This is a genomic window from Rathayibacter sp. VKM Ac-2835, assembly GCF_013266705.1.
Classification (GTDB): Bacteria; Actinomycetota; Actinomycetes; order Actinomycetales; family Microbacteriaceae; genus Rathayibacter.
The window spans coordinates 716622-732260 of record NZ_JABSNQ010000001.1; the positions used below are offsets into that span (position 1 = coordinate 716622).

A 15639-nucleotide genomic window follows, 5' to 3' on the forward strand; every position below is an offset into this window, starting at 1 on the left:
CTGCTTCGATGAGGGCATCTGTCGTGCCCTCCCGGCACGACCCGCACCTTCCGAGCCGAGAGGTGACCCGAACCGTGAGTCGCTCGTCCTGCCTTTGGAGCACGCCGCATGATGCACCCCACCGATGCGTTCGATTACCGCACCCTGCCGCTCGAGGCGGACGCGATCATCCCCGCGACGCCCGCCGCCGCCTTCTTCGCCCCCCAGCCGGCGACGCGGGCGGAGCTGCCCGATCCCGAGCCGATCCTGGCCTGCCTGACGCTGCTGGTGGTCGAGGTCCTGGGCGGCTCGCGTGAGATCGACCAGCTCGCCCGCTGGCTGAGCGACGACGTGTACCGGCACCTGCAGAAGCGGGTGGTGATGGCCGCGCGCGCCCGGAGCGTCAAGGGCCGCTCGGCGCAGCGCATCCCGTTCACCGTCGGCCGGGTCGTCGTCACGGAGCCGCGGGACGGGATCGTCGAAGCCGTCGTCCTCGTGCACAACCGGGTGCGCACCCGCGCGGTCGCCATCCGGCTGGAGGGCACCGACGCCCGCTGGCGGGCGACGGCGATCAACGTGCTGTAGGGCGCCTCAGCGCAAGGGTCAGCGCGCGGGTCAGCGCTCGGGGTCAGCGCTCGCGGGCGGCGGCCACCGGCGGCAGCACCACGCGCACGCCCTTCTCCCGCAGCGCCTCCTCGAGCTCCGGCGGCGGCGGGGCGTCCGTGACGAGGTAGTCGGCCCGTCCGAGCTCCGCCACCTGCGCGAAGAGGGTCCGGCCGAACTTGGTCTGGTCGGCCAGGATCGCCACCCGCTCGCACCGCGCGATCATCTCGCTCATCATCACGCCCTCCGCCAGGTTGCTGGTCGAGTAGCCGTTCTCGGCCGAGACGGCGCCGACCGAGATCAGGCCGATGTCGCAGTGCAGATCGACCGCGGCGCCCTGCTCCGCGACCGCGAAGCCCACCGGGCCGACCGTCGACTGGCCGCCGAGGCGGACGGCGCCGCCGAAGACGAAGAGGTCGCGGCAGGTCTTCGAGCCGATCTCGGCGGGGACGCGCAGGTTGTTCGTCGCGATCGTCAGCTCACGGTGGTCGTTGAGGTGCCGGACGACGGCGAGCGAGGTCGTGCCGGCGTTCAGCATCACCACCGCCCCGTTGTCGACGAGGCCGGCGGCGAGCGCGCCGATCTTCTCCTTCGCGCCGCGCTGGATCCCCAGGCGCACGTCGAGGCGCTTCTCGGTGGCGGGCATCACCGCGAGGCTCACCGCGCCGCCGTGCGTGCGGACGAGGTAGCCGTCCGCGTCGAGCTGGTCGAGATCGCGGCGCACGGTGTCGGCGGAGACCGAGAAGCGGCGGGCCAGCGTGGTGACCGTGACCTCCCCCGCCTCGGCGACGTAGGCGGCCAGGTCGGCCTTCCGGCCGGCCGGCAGACGGAGCGGAGCGTCGTTCGCGGAGGAGGCGTCGTCGGTGTCGGGCATGGGGGTTGTCTAACACCGCCGTGCCAGATGCTGCAACTTGTCGCGCCCGGATCGCCGCAGATCGTGCGAACTGGGGCGCATTTGTCGCACAACTCGGCAATATCGTGCCGGTTCTTGCAAGTCCACGCACCGCCAGGTACATTCGCAGAACACAAGCGCAAGAATGCGCACACAACAGCAGATAACTGCAGAGTTGCAGGGAGTGACATGAGCAAAGGTGCTCGCATCAAGAGAGCCGTCGTCTTCACCGTCAGCGCGGCGTTCGCCGCGACGATGCTGACCGGCTGCAGCCAGGGTGGCGGCGATTCCGCGGCAGGCGGAGACGTCACCCTCGAATTCGCGCAGTGGTGGGAGCCCGAGCTCTCGGACGGCGCCCTCCGGGGCCTGATGGACGACTTCGAGGCCGCGAACCCCGGCATCACGGTCGACCTCCTCAGCGGTCCGTACGCCTCGACCAAGGAGCAGCTCTTCGCCGGCGCCGCGGCCGGCACGATGTCCGACGTCGTCGGGCTCGACGGCGCCTGGATCAGCGACTTCGCCAAGCAGGGCGCGCTGGCCGACCTCGGCCCGCTGCTCTCCGACGCCGGCTTCGACGAGAGCCAGCTCTCCTCGACCGTCGTCGTCGACGGCGAGACCGCCATGGTCCCCGTCGTCAACTTCGTCTACCCGCTCTTCACCAATGACGCGCTGCTCTCCGAGGCGGGCGTCAGCGCTCCTCCCTCGACGCGCAGCGAGTTCGAGAGCGCCGCCAAGGCGATCACGGCGCTCGGCGACAACACCAGCGGCTGGGTGCTCCCGCTCTCGAGCGACGCCCCCAACGGGATCCAGAACGACGTCATGTCGTGGGTCTGGGCGTCCGGCGGCAGCATGCTCGACGACGGGAAGCCGGACCTCACCAACGACGCCGTCACCAGCGCCGTCGACTACATCGCGCAGCTCGACGCCGACGGCGTGATCGCCCCCGGTGCCGCGACGATGAAGGAGCAGGACAAGGTCGAGGAGTTCACGAACGGGCGCGTCGGCATGATGATCGACTCCCTCTCGCACATCGCCACCATCCGGGAGTCCAACCCCGACCTGACGTTCAGCATCTCGGCCATCCCGGCCGAGGACGGCTTCAGCGGCGAGCGCGGCATCCCCTTCGCCTCCTGGGGCATCGGGGTCTCGGCCAGCAGCGAGCACCCGGCCGAGGCCGCGAAGCTCGTGTCGTTCCTGATGAGCGCCGACACCAACTCGGAGCTGTCCACGCTGGCGAACGCCTTCCCCGGCAACACCGCCTCCACGCCGGACTTCTCGGACAGCGATCCGCTGTACCAGGAGGCCTTCGACATCTACTCCGCCGGCTACCCGGCGAACGAGTTCGTCGGCCTGCCCGTCGCGGAGCAGCTGATGCGCGACTTCGACGAGCAGCTGCAGGCCGCCCTCAACGGCGACCAGAGCGTCGACGAGGCGCTGGAGAAGTCCCAGGAAGCCTGGCTCGGCGAGTTCTGAGCCGTGACGCGTCCGTCCCCGATCGCGCCGCGGGAGTCCTCTCCCGCGGCGCGATCGCCCCTCACCCCACCCCCGATCCAAGGAGGACCGTCGTGGTCGCACTGCTGAGCACGCCGCAGCGTCCCGCCGCCGGCAGCCCCGCCCCTGCCGGTGCGCCGCGCCGGAAGCGCCGCGACCTCGCGCCCTACCTCTACCTCTCTCCCACGGCGATCGTGATGCTCGTCCTGATGCTCGTGCCGGTGCTGCTGGTGATCGGGTACTCGTTCTTCGACAACGTCATCACGAACCCGAAGCCCGCCTTCGTCGGCTTCGCGAACTACCTCGAGGTCCTCGGCGATCCGAAGTTCCGCACGGCGACCGGCAACACGGTCGTCTTCGTCGGCGTCAGCGTCGCCGCGCACCTGGTGCTCGGCCTGGGCTTCGCGATGCTGCTGAACTCGCCGCTCGTGCCGACCGTCGCCAAGTCGCTCTTCCGCGTGATCTACGTCCTGCCGTGGCTGTTCACCGTCGCGATCATCGCGGTGCTCTGGCGGCTGCTTCTCAACCCCAACGGCGTCATCAACTACGCGCTGATCTCGCTCGGGCTCACCGACAAGGGCGTCGAGTGGCTCGCCTCCCCCGCGACCGCACTGCTCTCGGTCACCTTCATCAACATCTGGGCCGGCTACTCGTTCTACATGATCACGCTGCTGGCGGGTCTGCAGGGCATCCCGCACGACCTCTACGAGGCGGCGAAGGTCGACGGAGCGAGCGCCTGGCAGCGCTTCTGGAACGTCACGATCCCGCAGCTCAAGCCGATCATCATCAGCATGTCGGTCCTGGACATCATCTGGACCTCGCAGCAGTTCGCGCTGATCTGGATGACGACCGGCGGCGGCCCGATCGACGCGACCGAGATGCTCAGCACCTACACCTACAAGCTCGCGTTCAGCCGCTACGAGTTCTCGGTGGCCTCGGCGAGCGCCGTCCTGATCCTCCTCCTCACCATGGTCCTCGCGTTCTTCTACGTGCGGAACCAGAAAGCCAGGGACTGACGTGACCGCCACCGCCACCCGCCCGGCCGTCCGCACGCCGCGGCTCCTCGCCGCGAAGGCAGGGGTCTGGGTCCTCCTCCTGATCGGCGCCGCCTTCGCGGGCCTGCCGATCGTCTGGATGGCCGCCAGCTCGTTCAAGTCGAACACCGAGATCTTCGAGTACCCGCCCAGGCTGATCACCGACACGTTCTCGTTCTCGGCCTACGCCGGAATCCTGAATGATCCGACCAAGGTCCGCTTCTTCATCAACAGCTACGTCGTCGCCCTCGCGGTCGTCGCGCTGACGCTGGTCGTCGCGATCCTCGCGTCCTACGCGTTCAGCCGCTACGAGTTCCGCTTCAAGCGGCCGATCAACATCATCATCGTCAGCGTGCAGGCGGTGCCGCCGATCACCCTGCTGATCCCGTTCTTCGGGCTGATGGTGACGCTGCGGCTCTACAACACCTACCAGGGGCTGATCCTCACCTATCTGGTCTTCACGCTGCCCTACGCGATCATCATGCTGACCGGCTACTTCAACACCCTCCCCCGCGATCTCGATGAGGCGGCGCGGATGGACGGGGCCGGCCCGATGACGGTGCTCTGGCGGATCCTGGTTCCGATCGCGATCCCCGGGATCGTCTCGGTGGGGGTCTACACCTTCATGATCGCGTGGAACGAGTACCTCTTCGCGCTCACCCTGACCCGCACCGACGACATGCGCACGGTGCCGATCGGCATCCAGCTGCTGATGGGTCAGAACTCCTACGAGTGGAACGAGATGATGGCGATGAGCATCCTCGGATGCGTTCCCGTCCTCCTCCTCTTCCTCTTCTTCCAGCGGTACTTCATCGGCGGCATGACCGCCGGGGCCGTCAAGAGCTGAGGCGCGCGTCCGCGCGTCCGGAACACCACCACCACCACGAGAAGGACAGTCAGAGAATGCTTGTTTCCGGAAAAGATCTGCTGGACGTCGCCAATGCGAACGGCTTCGCCGTCCCCGCGTTCAACGTCAGCGACTACGCCATGATGAACGGCCTCTTCGAGATCAGCGAGGAGAAGGACTCCCCGCTGCTCATCGCGATCCACCCCGACGAGCTGAGCCACACCGGAGTGGACATCCTGCACGCGATCATCGCCCGCGCCCACCGCTCCAGCGTCCCCGTGACCATCCACCTCGACCACGGCGGCACCTACGAGCAGGTGCTGCTCGCGATCAAGTCGGGCTTCACCTCCGTCATGATCGACGGCTCGATGCTCCCCTACGACGAGAACGTCGCGATCACCAAGCGCGTCGTCGACGCCGCGCACGCCGTCGGCGTCTCGGTCGAGGGCGAGCTGGGCACCATCGGCAAGACGGACAACGAGGCGGAGGACGGAGCCGCGAACATCATCTACACCGAGCCCGAGGAGGCCGTCGACTTCGTCGCCTCGACCGGGGTCGACAGCCTGGCGATCGCGATCGGCACCAGCCACGGCCTGTACCCGGCGTCGATGAAGCCGGCGCTGAAGCTCGACCTGCTCGCCGAGATCAAGAAGCGCGTCGCGGTGCCGCTGGTCCTGCACGGCGGGTCGAACAATCCCGACGCCGAGATCGCGGAATCGGTGAAGCGCGGCGTGAACAAGATCAACATCTCGAGCGACATCAAGGCCTCGTACCACAACAAGATGCGGGAGGTGCTCGCCGACCCCTCGGTCCGCGAGCCCAACACCATCCAGCCGCCCTCCATCGCCGCGATGAAGCAGACGGCCGCCGAGAAGATCGACCTGTTCGGCTCCGCCGGCAAGGCCGAGCTCTACTAGGCCCGGCGCGCGACGTGAGCGAGAGGATCGTGCTCGGCCTGGGCGGGACCGTCGACTACGAGATCGACTGGGACGACGCGGTCGTCCAGGCGCTCGCGGAGGAGCACGGGATCCGCGCGGCCGAGCTGACGAGGACGGCGCCGGTCACCACCGAGCGCGAGCTCCTCGTGGCGCTCCTCGCGTTCCTCGTCGACGGTGCGGGAGGGGAGAGATTCGCCTCCTCCTCCCGCATCGTCGAGGAGTTCGCGCAGCGCTTCCCGCGCCGCATCACCCTCGGCGGGACAGGGGTGCGCGCCGGCTACGCGCTCGCCGTGCACGGCCTCACCGCCACCCAGCATCTGGTGAGCATCGACGACCACGTCCGCCGGCTCCTGCCTCCCGGGACCGAGTACGTCTCGAGCGCGACCGCGGACACCACCGACCCGCACCTGATCGTGCAGTTCCCGCGCGGCGCCCGAGTCCGCCTCGGCGACCGCGTGCTGGTGGCGCCGCACCCGAACCGGGTGATCTTCGCGAACGACCCGCCCAACCGCGAGCTGCTGCTGGCGGAGGGACTCGGCGGCGTGCTGGCAGAAGCGGGCGTCTTCCTGATCTCCGGCTTCAACAGCATCCAGGACGAGGCGGTGCTGGCGGATCGGCTGGAGACGCTGAAGCGGCACCTCGCGGCGCTCCCGCCATCGGCCGACGTCGTCTACGAGGACGCGGGATTCCACCTGCCCGCGCTGCAGGACCGGGCCCGCTCGGCCCTGCTCGGCTGCGTCGACGTCGTCAGCATGAACGAGGACGAGCTGCAGGCCCTGCTCGGGGACCGGCTCGACCTGCTCGATCCGGAGGCGGTGGCCGAGGCGCTGGCGACGGCGGCCGCGCTGCTCCCCGGCCCCGTGCTCGTGGTGCACACCCGGCACTGGTCGACGGCCGTCGGAGCGGAGGCCGAGCGGTTCCGCGCGGCGCTCGTCGGCGGGGTCACGATGGCGAGCACCCGCTACCTGCTCGGCGACGGCATCACCGCCGCCGACTACGACCGCGTCGCGCAGCTGCCCCCGCAACCCGGAGGCGTCGCGGTCTGCGCCGCGGTGGCGGCGCGGCTGCCGGCGGTCTGCACCCCCGGCCTCGTCCTCGAGACCGACCGCCCCACCACGATCGGACTCGGCGACACCTTCGCCGGCGGCTTCGTCTCGGCGCTGGTGCGCTCCCGCGCCTGACCGGCCCCGTCGACGGCGAAGGCCCCGCGCCCCGCATCCTGCACCCCGCTCGAGCAGGGTCAGGGCCGGAGCCGGGGCCTTCGTCGTGTGCAGTCGGCGCTGGATCAGCGGCGCTTGGTCTGCGCGCGACGCTCCTGGCGGTTGTTCGGCGTCTCGTCCGAGCCGCCGGTCTGCTGGCCGAAGGCGCCGGTGGTCGAGGCGTCCTCGGCGTCGTCCGGGCGCGCCTCGCGGGCGGCCGCGGCGCTGGCCTTGGCCGTCGCCGCCTGCTGCACGCGGCCGCGCTGGTCGCGGACCTCGACACCGCCCGAGTCGCTCGGCGCGGAGTAGCTGAGCTTCTCGACCGGGGCGACCGGCTCGGCGAGGCCCTTCGCGGCGACACCGGCGACCTCGCCCTGCTTATGGGTGACCTCGACCTCGAGGTTGAAGAGGAAGCCGACGGTCTCCTCGCGGATCTGGCCCATCATCTGCTGGAACAGCGTGAAGCCCTCGCGCTGGTACTCGACCAGAGGGTCGCGCTGGGCCATCGCACGCAGGCCGATGCCGTCCTTGAGGTAGTCCATCTCGTAGAGGTGGTCGCGCCAGCGGCGGTCGATCACCGAGAGCACGACCCGGCGCTCGAGCTCGCGCATGGCGGGCGCACCGAGCTGCTCCTCACGGCCCTGGTAGGCGAGCTTCGCGTCCGAGAGGATCTCGCGGCGCATGAACTCCTTGTTGATCCGGCCGCGGCTGCCGGCCTCCTGCACCACCTCGTCGATCGAGAGGCTGACCGGGTAGAGCGTCTTCAGCTCGGTCCAGAGCGCGTCGAAGTCCCAGTCGTCGCCGTTGCCCTCGCCGGTGTGCACCTCGAGGATCTCGTCGATCACGTCGACGAGGAACTTCTGGGTCCGCTCGTGCAGGTCGTCGCCCTCGAGGATGTGACGGCGGTCGGAGTAGATCGCCTCGCGCTGGCGGTTGAGGACGTCGTCGTACTTGAGCACGTTCTTGCGGATCTCGGCGTTGCGCGCCTCGACCTGCGACTGCGCGCTGCGGATGGCGCGCGAGACGACCTTGGACTCGATCGCCATGTCGTCCGGGACGTTGCCGCGGCCCATCAGGGCCTCCGCGGCACCGGAGTTGAACAGGCGCATCAGGTCGTCGGTGAGAGAGAGGTAGAAGCGGCTCTCCCCCGGGTCGCCCTGGCGGCCGGAGCGGCCGCGGAGCTGGTTGTCGATGCGGCGCGACTCGTGGCGCTCGGTGCCGAGCACGTAGAGGCCGCCGGCGGACTGCACCTTCTCGGCCTCCTCCGCGACCTTCGCCTTCACGCCGGCGAACACGTCGTCCCAGGCCGCCTCGTACTCGTCGGGGGTGTCGACCGGGCTGAGGCCCTTGGTCGACATCTCGGTGACCGCGAGGAACTCGGCGTTGCCGCCGAGCATGATGTCGGTGCCGCGACCGGCCATGTTGGTCGCGACGGTGACGGCGCCGAGGCGTCCGGCCTGCGCGACGATCGCGGCCTCGCGGGCGTGGTTCTTGGCGTTGAGCACCTCGTGCCGCACGCCCTTCTTGGCGAGCAGGCGGGAGAGGTACTCGCTCTTCTCGACGCTGGTCGTGCCGACCAGCACGGGCTGACCCGCCGCGTGGCGCTCGACGATGTCCTCGACGACCTGCTCGAACTTGACCTGCTCGTTCTTGTAGACGAGGTCGGCGTTGTCGATGCGCTGCATCCTGCGATTGGTCGGGATGGAGACCACGCCGAGCTTGTAGGTCGACATGAACTCGGCGGCCTCGGTCTCGGCCGTTCCGGTCATCCCGGAGAGCTTGCCGTAGAGGCGGAAGTAGTTCTGCAGCGTGACGGTGGCGAGGGTCTGGTTCTCGGCCTTGACCTGCACGCCCTCCTTCGCCTCGATCGCCTGGTGGATGCCCTCGTTGTAGCGGCGGCCGGCGAGGATGCGGCCGGTGTGCTCGTCGACGATCATCACCTCGCCGTTGAGGACGACGTAGTCCTTGTCCTTCTTGAACAGGGCGCGGGCCTTGATCGAGTTGTTGAGGAACGAGATCAGCGGGGTGTTCGCGGACTCGTAGAGGTTGTCGATGCCGAGGTAGTCCTCGACCTTCTCGATGCCGGGCTCGAGCACGCCGACGGTGCGCTTCTTCTCGTCGACCTCGTAGTCCTCGCCCTCGACGAGGCGCTTGGCGAGGCCCGCGAACTCGGCGAACCAGCGGTTGGCCTCGCCCGAGGCGGGGCCGGAGATGATCAGCGGGGTGCGCGCCTCGTCGATGAGGATCGAGTCGACCTCGTCGACCACGGCGAAGAAGTGGCCGCGCTGGACCATGTCCTGCGCCTGCCAGGCCATGTTGTCGCGGAGGTAGTCGAAGCCGAACTCGTTGTTCGTGCCGTAGGTGATGTCGGCCGCGTACTGCTCGCGGCGCTGCTCGGGGGTCTGGCCGGAGAGGATCACGCCGGTCGTCATGCCCAGGGCGCGGAACACGCGGCCCATCAGCTCGGACTGGTAGTTCGCGAGGAAGTCGTTGACCGTGACGATGTGCACGCCGCGGCTCGCGATCGCGTTGAGGTACGCCGGCAGGGTCGCGACGAGGGTCTTGCCCTCGCCGGTCTTCATCTCGGCGATGTTGCCGAGGTGCAGCGCTGCCCCGCCCATCAGCTGGACGTCGAAGTGGCGGAGGCCGAGCGTGCGGCGCGACGCCTCGCGGACGGCGGCGAACGCCTCCGGCAGCAGGTCGTCGAGCGACTCGCCGTTCGAGTAGCGCTCGCGCAGCTCGACGGTCTCGTTCTTCAGCTCCTCGTCGCTGAGGTGCGTGAAGTCCTCTTCGAGGGCGTTGACGGCTTTCGCGTAGTTCTCGAGGCGGCGGAGGACCCGGCCCTCCCCGACGCGAAGGACCTTTTCGAGAACTGAGGCCACGGGGTACTCCAAAACGTAGAAGACAGGTGCCCGACGGCACAGCGCGGACTGCTCCACACTAGCCGGGGCGGGCTGTGCGCGGTCCGACAGGGCGTGAAGAACCCCCGGCGATCCTCCGCCGGGGGCTCTCCGTCACGCGGATGGCACGGTCAGACCGCCGCGGCCTCCGGCTGCGCGTCCGCCTCGTCGCCCAGGCCGATCACGCCGTAGTCCCAGCCCTTGCGGCGGTAGACGACGCTCGGGCGGTCGGTGTCGGCGTCGATGAAGAGGTAGAAGTCGTGGCCGACCAGCTCCATGTAGTCGACGGCGTCGTCGACGCTCATCGAGACGGAGGGGAAGACCTTCGTGCGGATGACGACGGGGCAGTACGGCTCCTCCACGTCGTCCTCGTCGACGGCGGCGTCGACCGGCGCCGGCTCCTCCTGCACGGGGATCACGCCCGTGCTCAGGCGCTCCAGCACCTCGGCGTCGGCCGGCTGGATCGCGACGACGCTGAAGTCGTCGGCCGCCGCGTCGCGCAGCGAGGTCGGCCGATGCTGGCCCCGATGCACCTTCTTGCGGTCCTTGGCCCGCCGCACCCGTTCGAGCAGGCGCCCGAGGGCCACGTCGAAGGCGGCGTACTTGTCGGCTCCGCTCGCCTCGGCCCGCACGACGGGCCCCTTGCCGATCAGCGTGAGCTCGACCCGGTCGCCGGCGGCGGCGCCCTTGCCCTCGCTGTGACGGCTCGCCTTGATCTCGAGCGCGAGCGCCCGGTCGGCGAGGTGGGCGATCTTCTCCGACTTCTCCGTCGCGTAGGCGCGGAAGCGATCGGTGATGCCCATGTTGCGGCCTGTGATGTCGATGTCCATGACAACCTCCCAGTCGAGTACGGCGTGCCGCCTTTCTCCGGGCGGACCGTTCACGCCGTCCCCCGAGCGTAGACCCGCTGTCGCCGGATCGTCATCGGGAGTTCATCAGGAAGTCGCGCTCCGCCGCCGGGGAGTGCCCGCGAGAGCGACGGCGCCGGCGACCGCTCCTCCGCCCGCGCGGACGGCACGGCGCAGCTCGAGCAGCGTGGCGCCCGAGGTGACCACGTCGTCGACCAGCAGGATCCGCTCACCGCGGAGCGGACGCCTGGCGCGGAACGCGCCGTCGAGGTTCGCGCGCCGCTCGGCCCGGGCGAGGCCGACCTGGTCGAGGGCGAGCCGCGTCCGCGCGAGCGGCCGGGCGAGGCGCCCGCCGGCCGAGCGCACCAGCAGGTCGACGGGGTCGAAGCCGCGCCGCAGGTGCCGCAGGCGCGATCGGGGCGGTGCGACCAGCAGCGCCGGAGCGCCGTCGAGCGCCCCCAGGACGACGGGCCGCAGCAGCGCGCCCAGCGGTCGCGCCGCGGCGACCCGTCCCTCCGCCTTGAGCGCGAGGACGAGGCGGCGCACCGTGCCGGAGTACTCCGCGCCGACGAGCACCTCGAGCGGGTCGTCGTCCGGGCCCAGCCGGCGCAGGTGCGGTCGCGCCTCCCCCGCGAGCGCCGAGGCGCAGTCCGCGCACGGCACCCGCGTCACCGGCAGCCCGCAGGCGGGGCAGTCCACCGGCAGCAGCACGGCGAGGGCGTCGAGGAGGTGATCGCGGAGCATCGGGCGAGTGTGCCCGGTGTCAGGACCCCATGCCGGTCTGCGTCGCGAGAAGACCGATGCCCGTCGCGACCGTCTGCCAGGCCGAGCCGCGCTGCTGGCGCAGCTCGCCGCCCTCCGCGAGGATCCGGATCTGGGTCGAGGCGTTGCCGGCCGCGATCTGCACGGTGCCGGTCGTCGTGCCGAGCGGGGTGTCCGCCCCGCCGAGCTGGTTCGTCGTCACGGCGTCCTCGCCCGTGGAGCCGCGCACGACCGAGACCACGTCGAGCTCGTCGGTCCACGCGGCGGCGACCGCCGTGCCGAGCGTCGACCGGAGCACGACCGGCTCGCCGATCGCGATCGGATCGCCGTTGGCCGAGCGGGTGACTCCGGCGACGAGCACCGTCGCCTGCTGCCCGTCCTGCGCGAGGGCGAGCATCCGCGTGCCGTCCCGCGAGAGCGCGAACGAGGCGATCGACTCGATCTCGGGCCACGCGGTGGCGACCTGCAGCGACCGGGAGCCGTCGGACGAGTAGGCGACGAGCTGGTTCGGCGCGGCGGTGGGCACCGACCAGACGTAGCCGAAGGGGTCCATCCCGGGGGCGGCGAGGCCGCTCCGGGCGTCGAGCAGCACGTCGTCGACCCCGGGGGTCAGCAGCGAGACCCCGGCCCCCGTGAGGACGGCCGCGGATGCGCTGGAGTCGGCGCCCCGCTGCTCCCCCAGCACCGCGGCGCGGGGCCCGAGCGCGGCGATCCGGTCGGAGACCGTGGTCTCGGCGAGCCCGGAGGAGCCGAGGAAGCCGAACGCGCCGTCCGTGAGCACCAGCGGCCGGGTGTCCACCCGCGGCGAGGTCGGCAGTCCCGTGACCTCGGTCGGGATCTCGATCGGGTTCTGCTGCACCGAGAGCGAGACTCCGGTGACGTTGGAGACGTTGGCGAGGCTCCGGCCGAGCTGGAGCGCCATCCGGCGCCACTGCCGCTCGTCGGCCTCGAGCGCCGCCGAGTTGAGATCGACCACGGCGCGCTGCGCCTCGACCGGCACCGTCTCCGCGGCGAGCGCCGTCCCGGTCGGGAAGGCCGAGACGACGGCGGACGAGTCGCGGAGCCACGGGGTCGGCCCGCGCAGCAGCTCGGTGACGATCGTGGTGCTGGTCGAGCTGTCCGCGCGCGAGGCGAACCAGCGAAGGTCCGGCACCAGGTAGCTGTAGCTGGGGTCGAAGAAGTAGAGGGCGTAGGTGGAGAACACCTGCTGGAAGGTGGTCCGGTCGATGACGACGCCGCTGGGCGGCGCGCTGATCCGCCACTCGCCGTTCTCCTGGACGAAGCCGTAGTCGAGCTCGAGTGCGGCGGCGGCGGCGACCTCGGAGTAGACGCCGGTCGCGTCCACCTCCGCCACCGGCGTGATCGTGAGCGAGAGCGTCGAGGCGCCCGGCTGGGTCGAGGAGCGCTGGCCCTCGTCGACGGTGACGTGCTCGCTCGGCGTCCAGTCGGCTCCGGTGGAGAGGAACTCGCGGGCGATCTTGTAGTTGTTCTGCGGGCTCGACGCGGCGTCGATGAAGCCGGTGAGGATCTCGAACTGGTCGGCGCCCTCGGCGGGGCCGGAGGGGAGGAAGTCGTACTGCAGGTCCTGCGGCGCGGTGTCGGGCTGACCCACGCCGACGTCGCCGCCGCGCGGGATGCCCGCGCAGCCGACCAGGGCGGCCAGCAGCAGGACCGCCGCCACGGCGGACCGCACGCGCCTCACTGGACGACCCCGTGCTCGGGGACGCCGTCGACCGGCAGCGGCGGCAGCGGCGGCAGGACGATCGGGCCGGTGAACTCCTGCTCGCCGGCGTCGACGGGCGGCAGCGGGAGCGGCGAGGCGTCGATCCGCTCACCGCGGCGGCGCGGGACGGTGAGCCGGAAGCAGGCGCCGCGACCGGGCATCGACCAGACCTGCAGCCAGCCGTGGTGCAGCGCCGTGTCCTCCTGCGCGATCGAGAGGCCGAGCCCGGTGCCGCCGAGGGTGCGGCGGCGCGACGGGTCGGCGCGCCAGAACCGGTCGAACACGCGGACCACCTCCTCGGAGCTCATCCCGTGACCGTAGTCGCGGACGGCGAGCGCCACCGCCGTCGCGTTGCTGTCGACGGTCACCACGATCTCGCGGCCGTCGCCGTGCTCGATCGCGTTGCCGAGCAGGTTCCGCACGATGCGGCGGATCCGGCGGGCGTCCATCTCGGCGTCGAAGTAGCCGCCGGGGGCGGAGAGCGTGAGCTGCGAGCCGTTCGCCTCGGCGATCCCGCGCATGCCGTCCATCTCCTCGCTCGCGAGCCGCACCAGGTTGACCGGCTCGAGCTCGAGCTCGGCCGAGCCGGCGTCGTGGCGGGAGATCTCGAGCAGATCGGCGAGGAGGCTCTCGAAGCGGCCGATCTGGCCGTGCAGCAGCTCGACGGTCCGCTCGGCGACCGGAGGGAAGCCCTCGCGCTGGTCGTAGAGCACGTCGCCGGCGAGCTTCATCGTGGTCAGCGGGGTGCGCAGCTCGTGCGAGACGTCCGAGACGAAGCGCTGCTGCACCCGGCTGAGCGTCGCGAGCTCGCTGATCTGCTCCTGGAGGCTGTCGGCCATGCCGTTGAACGAGCGGGCGAGGGTCGCGATCACGTCCTGTCCCCTCTCCGGGATGCGCACGTCGAAGTCGCCGGCGGCGAGGCGCTGGCTGGTCTCGGCCGCCACCCGCACGGGGGCGACCACGATCCGCACCACCACCCAGCTGACCGCGCCGATCAGGAGGATCAGCAGGATGCCGGCGATGTTGAGCACCTGCTGCACGAACTGCAGGGTCCGCTCCGCGTCGGCGAGGGAGTAGCCGATGTAGAGCTCGTAGCGCCCGGCGGAGCTGGGCAGCTCGATCGTCGAGCCGACGACGATGCCGGGGAGCTGCTGCCCGGAGGCGCCGAGGGTCACCGACTGCCAGTACTGCCCGTCCGCGCCGGCCTGCACGCGCTCGCGGAGGTCGTCGCTGATCACGCCGTTCTGCAGCTCGCGGTTGTAGCTGTCCTGCGGGGCGAGCGAGGACGGCTCCTGGTCGGGGGCGCGCACCACGGCGATGAGCGCGGAGGAGGAGGCGTCGCGCACCGCGGTGCGCACCGAGTTCATCACCTCCTCCATGTCCTGGCGCGTCGAGACGGTCGCCGCGTCGAGGTAGCCCTGCGCGGCGCGGGTCGCCCGGGAGGTGTCCCCGGTGACCTGGTTCAGCCGCGACTGGAAGAGGTTGTCGCTGATGCTGTAGGAGAGGTACGCGCCCGTCGAGCCGATCGCGATGCCGCTGAGCAGCACGGTGATCGCGACGGCGCGGAACTGCAGCGAGCTCCGCCAGGCGCGGAGCACCCTCCGCGGCCAGCGCCGGACCGACGGCATCCGGAAGCGGCGGGCGAGGCTCACGTCAGCTCGAGAGCACGGAGCCGGCGCGGTACCCGACGCCGCGCACGGTCATCACGATCCGCGGGTCGTCCGGGTCCTTCTCGACCTTCGCGCGCAGTCGCTGCACATGGACGTTCACGAGCCGGGTGTCGGCCTTGTAGTGGTAGCCCCAGACCTGCTCGAGCAGCATCTCGCGCGTGAAGACCTGCTGCGGCTTCGAGGCGAGCGCCAGGAGGAGGTCGAACTCGAGCGGCGTCAGGCCGATGCGGGTCTCGCCGCGGCGGACCTCGTGCCCGGCGACGTCGAGGCTGAGATCGCCGACCTGCAGCACGGCGTTGGCGGCGACCTGGGAGGGGCGCAGGCGCGTCTTGATCCGCGCGACGAGCTCCTTCGGGTCGAACGGCTTGACCATGTAGTCGTCCGCGCCGGACTCGAGGCCCTGCACGACGTCGGAGGTGTCGGACTTGGCGGTCAGCATGATGATCGGGACGCCGGACTCGGCGCGGATCCGGCGGCAGACCTCGATGCCGTCGATGCCGGGCAGCATCAGGTCGAGCAGGACCAGGTCCGGCCGGGCTCGGCGGAAGGCCTCGAGGGCCCCCGTGCCGTCGGCGCAGAAGGAGACGTCCCAGTCCTCCGCGCGCAGGACGATGCCGATCATCTCGGCCAGGGCCGCATCGTCGTCGACCACCAGGATTCGCGCGCTCATGGGGCTCAGGCTAACCGACGCGGGTGGGAGCAGCGCCGCGCCGGGATGGTCGTGCCCGGGCGGGGCTGTGACAGCATGGGAGG

Annotated in this window: 13 protein-coding genes; 6 read left to right on the forward strand and 7 right to left on the reverse strand. The window is 70.7% G+C overall.

Annotated features, from left to right (window positions below; genetic code table 11):
• The first annotated feature begins 108 nt into the window (after positions 1 to 108).
• Positions 109 to 564: an Rv3235 family protein gene (locus tag HRK28_RS03285; RefSeq protein ID WP_244231800.1), complete on the forward strand. Its 456-nt coding sequence runs from the start codon at positions 109 to 111 to the stop codon at positions 562 to 564.
• Positions 565 to 607: 43 nt separating this feature from the next.
• Here the strand turns inward: HRK28_RS03285 and HRK28_RS03290 are convergent, their stop codons facing one another.
• Complete coding sequence (locus HRK28_RS03290) at positions 608 to 1456, reverse strand: DeoR/GlpR family DNA-binding transcription regulator (protein ID WP_173250406.1); 849 nt, start codon at positions 1454 to 1456, stop codon at positions 608 to 610.
• A gap of 207 nt (positions 1457 to 1663) precedes the next feature.
• Here HRK28_RS03290 and HRK28_RS03295 point away from each other — a divergent pair, with 207 nt between their 5' ends.
• The 5 genes from HRK28_RS03295 to HRK28_RS03315 all read left to right on the forward strand — a co-directional run bounded on the left by HRK28_RS03295 (position 1664) and on the right by HRK28_RS03315 (position 6965).
• Positions 1664 to 2947 (forward strand): sugar ABC transporter substrate-binding protein, encoded by a 1284-nt coding sequence (locus tag HRK28_RS03295; RefSeq protein ID WP_173250407.1) that lies wholly within the window; start codon positions 1664 to 1666, stop codon positions 2945 to 2947.
• A 92-nt stretch (positions 2948 to 3039) separates the two neighbouring features.
• Positions 3040 to 3981, forward strand: a complete 942-nt coding sequence (locus HRK28_RS03300) for a carbohydrate ABC transporter permease (protein ID WP_367948332.1) — start codon at positions 3040 to 3042, stop codon at positions 3979 to 3981.
• Between the two features lies 1 nt (position 3982).
• Positions 3983 to 4846, forward strand: a complete 864-nt coding sequence (locus tag HRK28_RS03305) for a carbohydrate ABC transporter permease (RefSeq protein ID WP_367948333.1) — start codon at positions 3983 to 3985, stop codon at positions 4844 to 4846.
• A gap of 56 nt (positions 4847 to 4902) precedes the next feature.
• Positions 4903 to 5763, forward strand: a complete 861-nt coding sequence (locus tag HRK28_RS03310) for a ketose-bisphosphate aldolase (protein WP_160088155.1) — start codon at positions 4903 to 4905, stop codon at positions 5761 to 5763.
• Positions 5764 to 5777: 14 nt separating this feature from the next.
• Positions 5778 to 6965: an ADP-dependent glucokinase/phosphofructokinase gene (locus HRK28_RS03315; protein ID WP_173250408.1), complete on the forward strand. Its 1188-nt coding sequence runs from the start codon at positions 5778 to 5780 to the stop codon at positions 6963 to 6965.
• A 104-nt stretch (positions 6966 to 7069) separates the two neighbouring features.
• Here the strand turns inward: HRK28_RS03315 and secA are convergent, their stop codons facing one another.
• From secA to mtrA, 6 genes are all read right to left on the reverse strand, one after another.
• The gene (secA, locus tag HRK28_RS03320) at positions 7070 to 9865 is read right to left on the reverse strand and encodes a preprotein translocase subunit SecA (protein WP_173250409.1); all 2796 of its coding nucleotides are present in this window, start codon (positions 9863 to 9865) and stop codon (positions 7070 to 7072) included.
• 149 nt (positions 9866 to 10014) lie between these two features.
• Positions 10015 to 10713, reverse strand: a complete 699-nt coding sequence (raiA, locus tag HRK28_RS03325; protein ID WP_160088149.1) for a ribosome-associated translation inhibitor RaiA — start codon at positions 10711 to 10713, stop codon at positions 10015 to 10017.
• 105 nt (positions 10714 to 10818) lie between these two features.
• On the reverse strand, positions 10819 to 11475 hold the full coding sequence (locus HRK28_RS03330; RefSeq protein WP_173250410.1) for a ComF family protein: 657 nt from the start codon (positions 11473 to 11475) through the stop codon (positions 10819 to 10821).
• 19 nt (positions 11476 to 11494) lie between these two features.
• On the reverse strand, positions 11495 to 13186 hold the full coding sequence (locus tag HRK28_RS03335) for a GerMN domain-containing protein (RefSeq protein WP_173250411.1): 1692 nt from the start codon (positions 13184 to 13186) through the stop codon (positions 11495 to 11497).
• A 5-nt stretch (positions 13187 to 13191) separates the two neighbouring features.
• Positions 13192 to 14868: an MtrAB system histidine kinase MtrB gene (mtrB, locus tag HRK28_RS03340; RefSeq protein ID WP_347877752.1), complete on the reverse strand. Its 1677-nt coding sequence runs from the start codon at positions 14866 to 14868 to the stop codon at positions 13192 to 13194.
• Between the two features lies 1 nt (position 14869).
• Complete coding sequence (mtrA, locus tag HRK28_RS03345) at positions 14870 to 15556, reverse strand: MtrAB system response regulator MtrA (protein WP_160088143.1); 687 nt, start codon at positions 15554 to 15556, stop codon at positions 14870 to 14872.
• Positions 15557 to 15639: the final 83 nt, after the last annotated feature.

Excerpts from the sequence above, each read along its gene's own strand:
- HRK28_RS03290 (WP_173250406.1), bottom strand. The coding sequence starts at position 1,456 with ATGCCCGACACCGACGACGCCTCCTCCGCGAACGACGCTCCGCTCCGT.
- HRK28_RS03285 (WP_244231800.1), top strand. The coding sequence starts at position 109 with ATGATGCACCCCACCGATGCGTTCGATTACCGCACCCTGCCGCTCGAG.
- HRK28_RS03295 (WP_173250407.1), top strand. The coding sequence starts at position 1,664 with ATGAGCAAAGGTGCTCGCATCAAGAGAGCCGTCGTCTTCACCGTCAGC.
- HRK28_RS03330 (WP_173250410.1), bottom strand. The coding sequence starts at position 11,475 with ATGCTCCGCGATCACCTCCTCGACGCCCTCGCCGTGCTGCTGCCGGTG.
- mtrA (WP_160088143.1), bottom strand. The coding sequence starts at position 15,556 with ATGAGCGCGCGAATCCTGGTGGTCGACGACGATGCGGCCCTGGCCGAG.
- HRK28_RS03310 (WP_160088155.1), top strand. The coding sequence starts at position 4,903 with ATGCTTGTTTCCGGAAAAGATCTGCTGGACGTCGCCAATGCGAACGGC.
- raiA (WP_160088149.1), bottom strand. The coding sequence starts at position 10,713 with ATGGACATCGACATCACAGGCCGCAACATGGGCATCACCGATCGCTTC.